The organism is Faecalicatena contorta, assembly GCF_022835095.1.
GTDB classification, from domain to species: Bacteria; Bacillota; Clostridia; order Lachnospirales; family Lachnospiraceae; genus Faecalicatena; species Faecalicatena contorta.
This window is the reverse complement of record NZ_BQNQ01000001.1, coordinates 3329999-3345053: the sequence shown is the minus strand read 5'-3', so window position 1 is coordinate 3345053 and position 15055 is coordinate 3329999. Positions and strand designations below refer to the sequence as shown.

Below are 15055 nucleotides of genomic sequence, written 5' to 3'. Positions count from 1 at the left end.
GGCAGCCTGGGCACATCACCCGAACCCCTGATGGGTTCGCGCGCTGGGCCCAGGAAAAAATGTAATTTGGAGATTACATTTTTTGCCCCGGTTTTCCTTCTATTTTACTTTACTCCAGCTTACAACCGCTGCTACGCCTCCAGCCACACCTATCTCCGGTTCCGGCGGCTGCTTGCATCCGGCCGGGGGTATGAATTTACCGGTGGGGATTCTGGGCGGGGGCGGCGGATTGAAGTGGCTGGGTGCCTCCTGCTTTACTTAGCGTCCCCTTACTTAATCCCCGTCGCGCCGCGGAACCTCATCGGGGATGATGTTTCCTACGCTTGCTTTTCCCGGCAGATCAATTTCGGGAATGTTATGGTCATCGTATTCATTTTCTTCAGCTGTCTTTGAGGGCATTTTGATTTCTCTCATATTACAACCTCCTTACACTTTTTATGATAGTGTGTGCAAAATTGATGTAAATATGCAGAAACACAGCCTTATTCTGCGAGAGAATAAAGCTGTAAGAAGTTTGCACGCTCTTCCCGGTTCATTCTGACAAATTCTGTGAAATCCACGTCTACATAATACATTTGCTCTCCACAGCAGTTTGCGTGCGACTGATTGTTGGTGTAATGGTATCTTTTGCATTTTATACAATAAAATACATGCATCATTTGTATCACTCCTTTCTGCTATCATACCATAAAATAAGGATTGTGAGAATTAAAATATTGTTAAGGGTGAGAGTTATGTGTGACGGAAAGAAACACGTAGCTTGATCATAATGTATTTTGAGGTAATTTATAACACAACATCCTTGAAGTTTAGAAGATCCTAAACTATAATTTAATTGAGGTGAAAACATGGATAATGGGGATAGGACAAAACAAAAGTTCGTGACGGCCATGACAGGACTGATGGGCGTGAAACCGCTGGATAAGATAACGGTAAAAGAGATCGTAGAAAAGAGTGGTATGACACGGCAGACTTTTTACCGCTGCTTTTTGGATAAATATGATCTGGTGAATTGGCATTTTGAACGTCTTGCGGAGAAGTCTTTTCTGCAGATGGGTGTCAGCATGACCTTAAGGGAGGGGCTTGAGAAAAAGTTTTGGTTTATCAAAAACGAACAGACTTTCTTTGCTGCAGCCTTTCAGTCAGAGGATTACAATTCCCTGGTTGCTTATGACTATGAATGCATATTGCAGTTTTACAAGAATATCATAGAAAAGAAGACGAAAAAACCGCTGGATGAGGATATCTGTTTTCTGCTGGAGATGTACTGCAGAGGCTCCATCTATATGACTGCCAGGTGGGCCAGGAGAAATATGGATCTGGCCCCGGAGAAGATGGCCGATCTGCTCATACAGGCGCTCCCGCAGCCACTGGAAGAACTGCTCTCTGAACTGCAGCCTGATTTACAGGATGAATAGGATTGGGAATAGTGATGATAAATGGTTACTATTCACGGCCTATGGGCCGTGCATAGTAACGGCATCTGGCTCATTTAAAGTCGCCTGTGGCGAGGAGCCAGATGCCCGACCCCATCATTTTATTGGCTCGGATGCCGTGCAGCGTGGTGCACGGCCCCGTGAATAGTAACGATAAATGTTACATAGCCGCCATTTTGTAACTTGTCTCTGTGTGTTCAAGGTTGTTATAATTATAACAATCAATGATGCCGCAAGGCAATCTATAAAAGGTAAAGGAGAAATGTGCTATGTCAAACAGATTTATTTTGAATGAAACATCTTACCATGGAGCAGGGGCGGTCAATGATATCGCGGTTGAAGTTCAGGCCAGGGGATTTCAGAAGGCATTTGTGTGCTCTGACCCGGATCTGGTGAAGTTTGGGGTTACACAGAAGGTGCTGGATGTGCTGGAGTCAAATGATCTGCCGTATGAACTTTATTCAGATATTAAGCCCAATCCGACCATTGAGAATGTGCAGACGGGAGTCGCTGCGTACCGATCCTCCGGTGCGGACTACATCATTGCAATTGGCGGTGGATCTTCTATGGATACAGCCAAGGCGGTAGGTATCATCATTAACAACCCGGAATTTGAGGATGTCAGAAGCCTGGAAGGCACCGCGCCTACGAAAAATAAGTGTGTGCCGATTATTGCGGTTCCGACAACAGCTGGTACAGCAGCGGAAGTTACGATTAACTATGTGATAACAGATGTTGAAAAGAACAGAAAGTTTGTATGCGTTGACCCCCACGATATCCCGATCGTGGCGGTGATTGATCCGGACATGATGTCCAGTATGCCGAAGGGGCTGACTGCATCTACGGGCATGGATGCGCTGACACATGCAATTGAGGGGTATATTACGGCCGGAGCATGGGAATTATCAGATATGTTCCACTTAAAATCTATTGAGATTATTGCCCGGTCCCTGAGAGGCGCAGTTGACAATACGCCGGAGGGAAGAGCGGACATGGCGCTTGGACAGTATGTGGCAGGGATGGGATTCTCCAATGTAGGGCTGGGAATCGTGCATTCTATGGCACATACACTCGGCGCACTTTATGACACACCGCACGGGGTTGCGAATGCGATTCTGCTCCCAACGGTTATGGAGTACAATGCAGACGCTACAGGAGAGAAGTACAGGGAGATTGCAAAAGCTATGGGTGTGGAAGGAACTGAAAATATGACACAGGAAGAGTACCGCAGGGCGGCAGTGGAAGCAGTGAAAAAACTATCTGCAGATGTCGGAATCCCGGCAGACCTCAAAGGCATTGCAAAAGAGGAGGACATTGCGTTTTTGTCTGAATCGGCATATGCGGATGCCTGCAGGCCAGGGAATCCGAAGGAGACTTCAGTAGAGGACATTGCAGCGCTGTTCAGGTCTCTTCTTTAAGCTGCTCTCCCGCCGCACCGGCGGAGCCTGGGCTCCCTCTGTACGAACGGCGGGGACTGCACAGGCATGGGAAAGCGGCAGAACGGGGAAGGATTATGGCAGGAAGAAGGAAAAAAAGAAAAAAATGGCCGGTCGTGGCCGGAATATTCATTCTGACAGGCATTTTTACAGGTTTGGGAGCGGTGGCTTTTCAGCAGCTCCCAGGCCTTTTTGCGTCCACAAAAGAAGTAATAGAGACGGTTAAGGTTCAGGTGGAGAAAAGCACAAGTATTCCCTTTGAGGAAGTCAGAATACCGGAAGACGATGTGGCACAGGGGTACTATTACCGGCAGCTTCCGGAAACGGAGCAGGACCTGTATAAAGAGCTTTATCAGGGTATGATGGATTTTGACGAATCCATCTATATGCATTCACCCGATGTGGAGGTGCTCAAAAAAGTGTGCCAGTTTATTTTCAGCGACAGGCCGGAGATATTCTGGTGTACCGGGGAGATGCAGGTGACCAGCTATACGGACTATTCGGAAGTACAGCCTGTATATACCTGCACACAGGAGGAGCGGACACAGAAGCAGGCGCAGATTGATGGTGCTGTATCTGCATGCTTCGAAGGAATTGCCGGGAATACTTCGGAATATGATAAGATCAAATACATTTTTGAATATTTGGTAAATACTGTGGACTATAATATGGAGGCCCCTGACAATCAGAACATATACAGTGCCCTGGCGGGGAAGGCATCCGTATGCGCGGGATATTCCCGCGCCGCACAGTATCTATTGCAGCAGACAGGCATTGAGTGCATCTATGTAACCGGAACGATTCCAGGACAGGGAGCGCATGCCTGGAATATCGTGAAGTGTGACGGGCAATACTATCAAATGGATGTTACTTTCGGGGATCCGGTATTCCTGGAGACAGAGAGCGGGGAAAATCTGCCGGAGCAAAGTATTAATTATGATTATCTTTGCTGCAGCGATGCGGAAATCATGAAAAACCATACTATGGATACGACAGTGGAATACCCGCCCTGCAGTTCTATGGATTTGAACTATTATAAACTCAACGGCATGTACTACGAGGAATATCAGCCGGATCAGCTGCTGAAGGATATGAATGACACCATCTACGGCAGGGCAGATTCTTTTACCTGCAAGTTTGCAAATGATACACTCTATCAGCAGGCACATGACAGTATCCTGAACGACCTGGTTCAGAGAGCGGCCCAGAATCTGCTGGAATACTACGGACTTGAATCTGTGCAGTATACCTATATAGAGGATGAGACGATGAATAAGATCACGATTTTCTGGAACTATCAATAATTTTCCGGAAAATTGTTACAGAATGTTGTTTAAAAATTTTGTTGAAATCTGTTTTTAAATGTAGTATAATCTTTACAATTTGAGAACGAGGGCGCTCTGGATTGAAAGACTCCAAGAGTGCCTTTGTCATGTAAAATAAATGAGATTCTGTTTGTTGCTTTCCGGGCGCTGTTTACAGGGCTTACGGGGGCGGCAAAATACATGAAGGGAATAGGTGAACAGATGAAAGCGTTTCTGATATTGGAAGACGGAACCGTGTTTTCAGGAAAAAGCATTGGTTCGAAAAAAGAGATGATAAGTGAAATCGTATTTAATACCTCCATGACAGGGTATTTGGAAGTATTGACTGACCCTTCTTACGCGGGACAGGCCGTCGTTATGACATACCCGTTAATCGGGAATTACGGCATAACACCGGACATGGAATCCCAAAAGGCATGGCCGGACGGATACATCGTGAGGGAGCTGTCCAGGATGCCGAGCAACTTCAGGTGTGAAGGAACGATCCAGGATTTTCTTGAAAAGCAGGATATTCCGGGGATTGCTGATGTGGATACCCGTGCCCTTACGAAGACATTAAGGGAAAAAGGAACCATGAACGGGATGATTACCACGAATGAAAATTACTGCCTGGAAGAGATTCTTCCAAAACTAAGGGCTTACAGGGTGGGAGATGTTGTTTCCAAAGTGACATGCAGTAAAAAGTATGTGCTGGAAGGAAGCGGGAAGAAAGTAGCACTCCTCGATCTGGGCGCCAAAAATAATATAGCCAATTCTTTAAATAAATGTGGTTGTGAAGTGACTGTTTATCCAGCCAACACAACTGCAGAGGAAATCATTTCAGCAAATCCTGACGGCATCATGCTTTCTAACGGCCCTGGTGACCCTGCAGACTGCACTTCTATTATCGAAGAAATCAAAAAATTATACCATACCGATATTCCTATTTTTGCGATTTGCCTGGGGCATCAACTGATGGCTCTTGCTACTGGTGCGGCCACACATAAGCTGAAGTACGGTCACCGCGGCGGCAACCATCCTGTCAAGGACCTACTGACGGGGCGCGTGTATATTTCTTCACAAAACCATGGCTATGTGGTAGATGATAAGAGCGTGGATCCGGAGATTGCTGTGCCTGCATTTGTCAATGTCAATGACGAAACGAATGAAGGTCTGCAATATCAGGGAAAAAATATCTTTACCGTGCAGTTTCATCCGGAAGCCTGCCCGGGACCGCAGGACTCGGGTTATCTGTTCGATAGATTTATGGAAATGATGGGAGGAGCGAAATAATGCCAAAGGATAACAGTATCAAAAAAGTATTAGTCATCGGTTCCGGCCCGATTATTATCGGACAGGCCGCAGAGTTTGATTATGCGGGGACACAGGCATGCCGCTCCCTGAAGGAAGAAGGGGTTGAGGTTGTGCTGCTGAACTCCAATCCGGCCACAATCATGACCGATAAAGATATAGCCGATAAGGTGTATATTGAACCGCTTACCGTAGAAGTTGTAGAACAGATGATCAGGAAGGAACGGCCTGACAGTGTACTGCCGACGCTGGGAGGGCAGGCGGGCCTGAATCTGGCAATGGAGCTGGACGAGGCCGGATTCTTTCAAGAAAATAACGTGCGCCTGATCGGAACCACATCCGAGACGATTAAAAAGGCGGAGGACCGCCTGGAATTCAAGGCCACAATGGAAAAGATCGGTGAGCCCGTGGCTGCGTCCCTTGTTGTGGAGAATGTTGCGGACGGCCTTGCATTTGCCAATGAGATCGGATACCCTGTCGTACTCCGCCCCGCATACACACTGGGAGGAAGCGGCGGCGGAATAGCCCGGAATTCGGAGCAGCTGGTGGAAATTCTGGAAAACGGTCTGCGCCTTTCCCGTGTGGGACAGGTTCTGGTAGAGCGCTGCATCGCGGGCTGGAAGGAAATCGAGTACGAGGTGATGCGGGATTCCAAGGGGAATTGTATCACAGTCTGTAACATGGAGAATATTGATCCGGTGGGTGTGCACACCGGCGATAGTATTGTCGTTGCCCCATCCCAGACGCTGGGGGATAAAGAGTATCAGATGCTGCGTACATCTGCCTTGAATATCATCAGCGAGCTGAATATCACGGGAGGATGTAACGTACAGTATGCCCTGAATCCGGAAAGCTTTGAATACTGTGTAATCGAGGTGAATCCACGTGTCAGCCGTTCCTCTGCTCTGGCATCCAAAGCGACCGGTTATCCGATTGCCAAAGTTGCGGCGAAGATCGCGCTGGGTTATACACTGGATGAGATCAAAAATGCCATAACCGGAAAAACTTATGCAAGCTTTGAGCCGATGCTGGATTACTGTGTGGTAAAGATTCCAAGGCTTCCCTTCGATAAATTCATCAGCGCCAAGAGGACGCTGACGACACAGATGAAGGCGACCGGAGAAGTCATGAGCATCTGTGACAACTTTGAGGGCGCCTTGATGAAAGCGATCCGCTCTCTGGAACAGCACGTTGACAGCCTAATGTCTTATGATTTCACGGGACTTTCAGATGATATGCTGAGGGAGCAGCTTGCGATTGTAGACGATATGCGTATCTGGCGAATTGCAGAGGCGATCCGCCGAAACATGACTTATGAGCAGATCCATAAGATCACGATGATTGATTTCTGGTTTATTGATAAACTGGCCATCCTTGTTGAGATGGAGGAGGCGCTGAAGTCAGAGGAACTTACCCCGGAACTTCTCAGAGAGGCAAAAAGGATCGAATTTCCGGATCAGGTGATTGCAGCCCTGACAGGAAGGAGCGAAGAGGAAATCCACGATATGCGCCATGCAAACGGCATTGTAGCTTCTTATAAGATGGTAGATACTTGTGCCGCAGAATTTGCTGCCGAGACGCCATACTACTACTCTGTGTATGGAAGAGAAAATGAGGTAGAAGTAACCAGAGGCAGAAAGAAAGTCCTGGTGCTTGGATCCGGTCCGATCCGCATCGGACAGGGAATCGAATTCGACTTCTGTTCCGTGCATTGTACCTGGGCATTCTCAAAAGAAGGTTACGAGACGATTATTGTTAATAACAATCCGGAAACTGTCAGCACAGACTTTGATATTGCGGATAAGCTGTATTTCGAACCGCTGACGCCGGAGGATGTAAAGAGCATCGTAGACATAGAAAAACCGGACGGTGCGGTCGTACAGTTTGGCGGCCAGACAGCCATCAAGCTGACGGAAAGCCTGATGAAGATGGGAGTGCCGATCCTGGGTACCTCCGCCGAGAATGTAGACAAAGCCGAGGACAGGGAGCTGTTCGACGAGATCCTGGAACAGTGTCAGATTCCGCGCCCAACCGGAGGTACCGTATATACGGCACAAGAGGCAAAAGAAGTGGCAAACAGGCTGGGGTATCCGGTTCTGGTGAGACCCTCCTATGTATTGGGCGGCCAGGGAATGCAGATCGCCATTAACGATCACGACATCGACGAATTTATCGGAATCATCAACAGAATCGCACAGGACCACCCGATCCTTGTAGATAAATATCTTCAGGGCAAGGAAATAGAGGTGGATGCCGTATGCGACGGGGAAGATATTCTGATACCTGGGATCATGGAGCATATCGAGCGCGCGGGAATCCACTCCGGAGACAGCATCTCTGTATATCCGGCACAGAGCCTGAGCCAGGCGGCAAAAGACAAGATTGCCGAGTACACAAGAAGACTGGCCAAATCCCTTCATGTCATCGGCCTGATTAATATTCAGTTTATCGTATGCGGGGATGAGGACGTCTATGTAATCGAAGTAAATCCACGTTCCAGCCGGACAGTACCATATATCAGCAAGGTAACCGGAATTCCGATCGTACCGCTGGCCACAAAAGTAATCATCGGCGGGAAGATCAGAGAACTGGGATACACCCCCGGACTCCAGAAAGAGGCCGAGTACATTGCCATCAAGATGCCTGTATTCTCATTTGAAAAAATCCGGGGCGCTGACATCAGTCTGGGTCCGGAGATGAAGTCCACCGGAGAATGTCTGGGAATCGCGAAGACATTTGGAGAGGCACTTTACAAAGCATTTATCGGAGCCGGAATCAAACTTCCGAAGTTCAAAAATATGATTATGACGGTCCGCGACGAAGACCATCAGGATGCAGTAGAGATCGGAAGAAGATTTGCCGACATCGGATACCGCATCTTTGCCACGGCGGGAACTGCCAAGGCGCTGAATGAGGCGGGCGTCAAGGCGATTCCGGTCCGCAAGATCGAGCAGGAGTCTCCAAACCTCCTGGATTTGATCCTGGGACACGAGATCGACCTGGTCATCGATATCCCCGCGCAGGGCGCTGACCACTCCCGGGATGGATTCATCATCCGGAGAAATGCAATCGAGACAGGAGTGAACGTGCTGACAGCTATGGATACGGCGCAGGCGCTGATCACAAGCCTGGAAAATACAGACATACAAAAACTCACCTTAATCGATATCGCGACAGTACAATAAGGATTAGGGAACGAGCTTTAGTCTCGGGCGCGGATGGAGGATTCGCTTACCGTGAGCCGGGACGTGCTGTGAAAAGCACCTGTCCTGTTGGAAATACAGCCGCTGCGCCAAGCAGCAGTAAGAGGAAATCCGCAAAATCAGCCGGAACCGAACACATTCACCGCTTAATCTGATGATTAAGCGGTGAATGTGTTCTGAAAAGTTGCTTCGGAAGCAACTTTTCTCCGGCTGATTTTGCGGATTTCCTCTAACTGCTGCTAGGCTCGCTAAAAGCATTTCCAACAGGACAGGTGCTTTTCACAGCACGTCCCGGCCCACGGTAAGCTAGGTTCATCCGGGCGGTAGGATAGGATTCGTTTCCCGGTGGGGATCCTAACGGGAGAAGCGGATGTGGGCTGGCTGCGCATTAGGGATCATCTGTATTGGGGTTTATCTGTACGAATAGAGTTTGTATGATTTGTGAAAAAACTGATGTTTTGATTCGGCTGAAAACTATATAGAATTCACTGTATAAATAGTTTCAATACGTCTAAGCAAGATACAAGACACGCATAGCCGGTTTCATCCGTCCCCACCGTATGGGATCCCAACCGGGGAACGTGTTTTTTCCTGTCCCCCCGTCCCGCTCCACGGCAGGCGTCCCCCCGCCCGCAACACTAAAGCACGATCCCAAAATCCCGCCTACCAGACACCCATAAGGTGCTGCATTCCTAAGCTGACGACTGCGATTCCAACCCAGCAGCAGAAGCCGGTGAAGATTGGCTTGCCGCCGGTTTTTACGAGATCTACGATATTTGTGTTCAGGCCGATTGCTGCCATTGCCATGATGATGAGGAATTTGCTCAGTTCTTTTAATGGCGCGGTAACTGCCGGGGGCAGCTGGAATACTGTAGTGATGACCGACGCAAGGACGAAGAACAATACAAAATATGGGAATGTTTTTTTCAGGCTGAAGGAAGATCCTTCGGTCTTTTTTTCTTTTCTGCCTTTGTAGAGGGCCAGAAACAGGGTGATTGGGATGATCGCCAGTGTTCTTGTCATCTTGACGATGGCCGCCGCCTCCAGTGTATGGCTGGCGTGAATCCCATCCCATGCGGCTGCAGCTGCCGTTACGGAAGATGTATCATTGATGGCAGTGCCTGCAAACAGGCCGAATCCTTCATTACTCAGATGCAGGATTCCTCCCAGTGCAGGGAAAATCAGTGCAGCGATGACGTTGAAGAGGAAGATGACTGAGATGGACTGTGCAACTTCTTCATCGTTTGCATCGATAACCGGGGCTGTAGCTGCGATCGCGGAGCCTCCGCATATGGATGAGCCGACTCCGACCAGTATGGCGTTGTTTGGCTGCAGTTTCATTGCTTTATACAGGATAAAAGCAATGATTAGAGAAGTGCTGATTGTGGAAAGAATGATAGGAAGGGACTGACGGCCCTTGGCAAGTATTTCTGTCAGGTTCATTCCAAAGCCGAGAAATACAACAGCTGCCTGCAGAATCTTTTTGGATGTATAAGCTATTCCGGGTTGTACGGTATCTTTCCGCTTGATGATTAATGTTAATACCATTCCAATGAGTATTGCGAAAACAGGGCCGCCGATCACCGGGAGTGCCCGGCCCAAAAACCATGACGGAATTGCAATAATCAGGCAGAACAATAATCCAGGTCCTTTTTGTTTTATAAATTCCATGTTACAAATCCTCCGTTCTTATACCTTTAGATTTAGATAATTGATCAGACAAGAAAGGCGTAACTTTTTCCATATTTTGTCTGTCACATTTATCATAGCATAAAAAAACTATAAAATAAAATTATATATCTTTATTTTATGATAATAATATGTTATAGTAAATACAGGGAGTAATTAAAATATAAAGGCGGAGCTTTTGAGGAGAGGAAGCTCCGCCTGGATTCATTTAAAGAGGGATGAATATGTTGGATTTTCGGATGGAAACATTTCTGACGGTATGTCAATGCATGAATTTCACAAGGGCAGCTGAAGAACTCAATATCACACAGCCTGCGGTTTCGCAGCATGTGCGTTATCTGGAGAAGCACTACGGGACAAAACTTTTCCAGTATGAGGGGAAGAAGCTGAAACTGACAGAGGCAGGAGAGATGCTCCGCAGTGCATCGCTTACCATGATGCACGACGAGCTTTCTCTGCAGAGTAATATGCAGCATCTGACAGATGGATATCAGAATATCCGATTTGGTGCAACTATGACGGTTGGGGAGGTTGTCATGGCGCGGATTCTGGAGCGGTATCTTGTAAAGTATCCGGATGTGAAGTTACATATGGAAGTGGCGAATACCCAGGAGCTGCTTACAAGGCTGGATAACGGAGAGATAGATTTTGCCCTTGTTGAGGGATTTTATAAAAAGAATGAATACGATTATCTGCATTACTCCACAGAGCGCTATGTGGCTGTGTGCAGCCCTTTTTACCCGTTTAGCAAAAAGCCGGAGAAGCTGGAAGATTTGTTTGGCGAACGCCTTCTGCTCAGGGAACCGGGATCAGGAACCAGGGAAGTTCTGGAGCGTTATCTGGATTCACAGAATTATGGAACCGAAGATTTTGTCAGAACTGCGGAAATAGGCAGTTTACATGCGATTAAAGAGTTGACAAAAGCCGGCTGTGGTATTACATTTTTATATGAGGTCGCAGTTAGGGAAGAACTGGAAAAGAGAGAACTCAAAGTAATTTCACTGAGGAATTTCGGGATTACCCATGATTTTACTTTTATATGGAGACGAGGGAGCATCTATGCAGATACTTACAGAGGATTATTCCGCCAGTTTTCCGGTGAATAAAGCGTGCGGCTAGCATAAGAAAAGGAAGTGACAGAGATGTTACAGGTAGAGCATTTATCATATGATGTATCTGAGGAAGGGAAGCAGTCGGAAATACTTTCCGATATCAACTTTACGGTGGAGGACGGAGAGATGCTGGTCATCACCGGGCCTAACGGAGGCGGAAAGTCCACACTGGCAAAGATTCTGATGGGAATTAATAAGGAAACGGCGGGCCGGATTATTATGAACGGTGAGGATATCACAGGTTTATCGATCAATGAAAGGGCACAGGCAGGCATCGGATTTGCATTCCAGCAGCCTCCCCGTTTTAAGGGAATGACTGTGAGACGTCTGCTGTCATTGGCAGCGGGCGAGGAACTGACCGAGGAAAAGTGCTGCGGACTGTTGAGCAGTGTTGGTCTGTGTGCCATGGAATATATAGACAGAGAAGCGGATTCGACCCTGTCTGGCGGGGAGATGAAGCGGATCGAGATTGCGACTGTTTTGGCGAAAAAGCACAATATCTGTATCTTTGATGAGCCAGAGGCCGGCATTGATCTCTGGAGCTTCTCCATGCTGATCAAGCGGTTTGAAAAGATCCATAAAGAGAAAAAAGAGAGCCTGATCCTCATCTCTCATCAGGAGAAGATTATCCAGATGGCGGACCGGATTATGGTAATATCCGACGGGAAGTTAGATTCAATCGGGCCCACAGCGGAGATCATGCCGCAGCTGCTTGGAGAAAATATCGATTCCTGTGCGTGCATGAAGGAAAAGGGAGGTGACATCTGTGAAGCTTAATGAGGTTACGGAAAATGTACTAAAGGTAATAGATTCGCTGGGATTTAAGCAGGAAGGCGCCTATAATCTGCGCCTGAACGGTATGGCAGTCTGCCACGGAGACAGCCGCCATATCCGGATTGAAAAAAAGGAAGATAAGCCCGGCATTAATATTTATATCAGCGGAGAAGCTCAGCAGGAACAGGTCCATATTCCGGTTGTCATGTCCGAATCTGGCATGAAGGATGTAGTATATAATGATTTTTATATAGAGGACGGGGCAGACGTCGTAATCGTAGCAGGCTGCGGAATACACAATGACGGCTGCAGCGAGAGCCGCCACGACGGTATTCATGCCTTCCATGTGGGAAAAGATGCGAATGTGAAGTACGTAGAGAACCATTACGCAGAGGGCGAAGGAACTGGCGGTAAAGTATTAAATCCGGTGACAAAGATTTATATCGGAGAGAATTCGGTATTTACACTGGAGACCACCCAGATCAAGGGTGTCGATTCCACAGAGCGTGAAACATTTGTAGAACTGTCCCGTGGGGCAAAACTTTTCGTTACAGAGAAGCTCATGACCCATGCGGAGCAGACTGCAGTATCGAACATGGATGTCCAGCTGAGCGGAGAGAATAGTTCTGCCAGGATCATCTCCCGTTCCGTGGCAAAAGGAACCTCAAGGCAGGTTTTCCATCCAAGGGCAATCGGAAACAATCTGTGCCATGCACATGTTCAGTGTGATTCTATTATTATGGATCAGGCCGAGATCAGCTCAATACCGGAGATCAATGCGAAACATGTAGATGCGCAGATCGTGCATGAAGCCGCGATTGGAAGGATCAATGACGAGCAGCTGGTTAAGCTGCGGACATTTGGGATGTCGGAGGAAGAGGCAGAATCAGTTATCATCGAGAACTTCCTGAACTAAATCGGGATTTAGTGGCGAGCTTTAGTCTCGGCGCGGATGGGGACGCTCCATAAAGGGATAGCCGAAAGCCTCCCGGAGAACATCCATGTCCTTTCAAAAACGCGGCCGCGGACCTAAGAAATTCTAGGCGGGAAACAGCCCTGAAAATGGAGCACCACTGACACATCACGAGAAATCCGATGATTTCTCGCGCTGGGTCAGCTGATTTTTGGATTCGGAATCCAAAAATCTCTCCATTTTCCGGGCTGTTTCCCACCAAGAATTTCTAAGGTTCGCTTTGAGCGTTTTTGAAAGGACATGGATGTTCTCCGGGAGGCTTTCAGCTATCCCTTCATGGAGCTGGCGCATCCAACCGGCAGGTAAAGGCTCGTTTCTAAGGAGGAGCCTCAAACGGGGGCAGCGTATGGTATTGAATTGGCGGGACTTTTATGTCCCCAGTAGGTGTACATAAGCAATGGGATACGGTTCCAGTATCAAAATAATTCAATACACATCTTGAAGATGAAAAGATACGCATAGCCAATCCACATCCGCTGCCCTGGTCCGGGATCCCACCCGGTTGGCGAGCTTTCCTGCCGATTGGATGAGCCAGCTTTATGACAGGGAGGCCGGGGAGGTGCTGGGGCTGTATATGCCGTTGCGATATGCTGGAGTGCGCTTAGTGATTCTTGAACAGCCGATGCCAGATAGGCGGGGAAAAACTTGATCTCCAAATCAAGTTTTTGCTGAACCCAGCGCGGGAAATCATCAGATTTCCCGTAATGTGTTCAGCGTACCCGCCTATCCGGCATCGGGTGTTCTAGAATCACTTAGCAGCACGGGTGCATATCGCAACGGCATATACAGCCCCAGCGCCTTCCCGGCCTCCCTGTCATGAAGCGTCCCCGTCCGTCGACAAGTCTAAAGCTTGCCGACTAAATCCCGATTTTGTTTGTAAAATGCTTGAACGTATGAGATAATTATTCGAATGATGTGATATGATTGTTATAGTTATACTATTTTTGACAAGATAAATGAGGATTCTGCCATCCCTATAGGCGGAGGGATCAATCAATAAAAACAAGGTTAGCGGCAGTGGCGGGCGGAGAGAAATCGGTATCCTCCACTGAGATCAGGTCGGGGGTAAAAGTATGGAACTGATTCAGGAAATTAATGAATATCTTCAATTGGGAAAGGCTAAAATGGTTAAGGCTCTGATCCGGCAGGCTCTGGCCGAGAATATAGATCCGAAAGTGATATTGGAGGAAGGGCTTCTTGCAGGAATGATGGAGCTTGGACTGAAGTTTAAGCATAATAAAGTCTTTGTTGCTGAGGTTCTGGTTGCGGCAAGCGCCATGCATGCGGGAATGAAGGAACTTGAACCCAGACTGGCTGCCGCGGGGGCGGAGCCTGTGGGGAAAGCTGTTGTTGGTACTGTCTTTGGTGATCTGCATGATATCGGGAAGAATCTGGTCATTATGATGCTCAAAGGTGCCGGATTTGAAACTTATGATCTGGGCGTTGATGTGGAAACGTCAGTATTCATTGATAAGGCTGAGGAAATTGGCGCGGATATCATATGTATGTCAGCACTGCTTACCACGACGATGATCCGGATGGAAGAGTGTACGGCTGAGCTGGAGAGAAGGGGGCTGCGGGATAAATATATACTGATGGTTGGGGGAGCTCCTGTAACGGAATCCTTTGCCGGGAAAATCGGAGCAGATTTCTACACATCAAATGCAATGAATGCAGCAGAAGTAGCAAGAGAAGCGGTTTTTAATAAAAAGAAAGGGCAGCGGTAACAACGCTGCCTTTATTTATTGATATAGGAAATTCCTTTGGAATTTCCTATATCATAAAACCCTCCGTGGGATGCACACGCCGCGATAAAG

General features: G+C 47.8%; 12 protein-coding genes. 9 read left to right on the top strand and 3 right to left on the bottom strand.

Annotated elements, in window-relative coordinates:
- Positions 1 to 273: 273 nt before the first annotated feature.
- Positions 274 to 414, bottom strand: a complete 141-nt coding sequence (locus MWG26_RS15070) for a hypothetical protein (RefSeq protein WP_153918368.1) — start codon at positions 412 to 414, stop codon at positions 274 to 276.
- Positions 415 to 482: 68 nt separating this feature from the next.
- On the bottom strand, positions 483 to 659 hold the full coding sequence (locus tag MWG26_RS15065; protein ID WP_173005595.1) for a hypothetical protein: 177 nt from the start codon (positions 657 to 659) through the stop codon (positions 483 to 485).
- 189 nt (positions 660 to 848) lie between these two features.
- Here MWG26_RS15065 and MWG26_RS15060 point away from each other — a divergent pair, with 189 nt between their 5' ends.
- The 5 genes from MWG26_RS15060 to carB all read left to right on the top strand — a co-directional run bounded on the left by MWG26_RS15060 (position 849) and on the right by carB (position 8672).
- Positions 849 to 1418 carry a TetR/AcrR family transcriptional regulator C-terminal domain-containing protein gene (locus tag MWG26_RS15060; RefSeq protein ID WP_025656836.1) on the top strand — a complete coding sequence of 190 codons (570 nt, stop codon included), beginning with the start codon at positions 849 to 851 and terminating at the stop codon, positions 1416 to 1418.
- 287 nt (positions 1419 to 1705) lie between these two features.
- Positions 1706 to 2854, top strand: coding sequence for a lactaldehyde reductase (fucO, locus tag MWG26_RS15055; RefSeq protein WP_025656837.1), 1149 nt, complete (start codon positions 1706 to 1708; stop codon positions 2852 to 2854).
- A 95-nt stretch (positions 2855 to 2949) separates the two neighbouring features.
- Positions 2950 to 4176, top strand: a complete 1227-nt coding sequence (locus MWG26_RS15050; RefSeq protein ID WP_025656838.1) for a transglutaminase domain-containing protein — start codon at positions 2950 to 2952, stop codon at positions 4174 to 4176.
- Positions 4177 to 4398: 222 nt separating this feature from the next.
- The gene (locus tag MWG26_RS15045; RefSeq protein ID WP_025656839.1) at positions 4399 to 5469 is read left to right on the top strand and encodes a carbamoyl phosphate synthase small subunit; all 1071 of its coding nucleotides are present in this window, start codon (positions 4399 to 4401) and stop codon (positions 5467 to 5469) included.
- Positions 5469 to 8672, top strand: coding sequence for a carbamoyl-phosphate synthase large subunit (gene carB, locus MWG26_RS15040; RefSeq protein ID WP_117440704.1), 3204 nt, complete (start codon positions 5469 to 5471; stop codon positions 8670 to 8672). Before MWG26_RS15045 ends, carB begins: the two co-directional genes overlap by 1 nt.
- A gap of 681 nt (positions 8673 to 9353) precedes the next feature.
- Here carB and MWG26_RS15035 read toward each other — a convergent pair.
- A complete protein-coding gene (locus MWG26_RS15035; protein WP_025656841.1) occupies positions 9354 to 10361 on the bottom strand; it encodes a YeiH family protein in 1008 nt (335 codons plus the stop codon).
- 236 nt (positions 10362 to 10597) lie between these two features.
- Here MWG26_RS15035 and MWG26_RS15030 point away from each other — a divergent pair, with 236 nt between their 5' ends.
- The 4 genes from MWG26_RS15030 to MWG26_RS15015 all read left to right on the top strand — a co-directional run bounded on the left by MWG26_RS15030 (position 10598) and on the right by MWG26_RS15015 (position 14965).
- On the top strand, positions 10598 to 11485 hold the full coding sequence (locus MWG26_RS15030; protein ID WP_330641657.1) for a LysR family transcriptional regulator: 888 nt from the start codon (positions 10598 to 10600) through the stop codon (positions 11483 to 11485).
- 36 nt (positions 11486 to 11521) lie between these two features.
- Positions 11522 to 12268, top strand: a complete 747-nt coding sequence (locus tag MWG26_RS15025; RefSeq protein ID WP_025656843.1) for an ABC transporter ATP-binding protein — start codon at positions 11522 to 11524, stop codon at positions 12266 to 12268.
- Positions 12258 to 13181: a SufB/SufD family protein gene (locus MWG26_RS15020; RefSeq protein WP_025656844.1), complete on the top strand. Its 924-nt coding sequence runs from the start codon at positions 12258 to 12260 to the stop codon at positions 13179 to 13181. The genes MWG26_RS15025 and MWG26_RS15020 overlap by 11 nt, the downstream gene beginning before the upstream one ends.
- A gap of 1130 nt (positions 13182 to 14311) precedes the next feature.
- On the top strand, positions 14312 to 14965 hold the full coding sequence (locus MWG26_RS15015; RefSeq protein WP_025656845.1) for a cobalamin B12-binding domain-containing protein: 654 nt from the start codon (positions 14312 to 14314) through the stop codon (positions 14963 to 14965).
- The last annotated feature ends 90 nt before the right edge of the window (positions 14966 to 15055 follow it).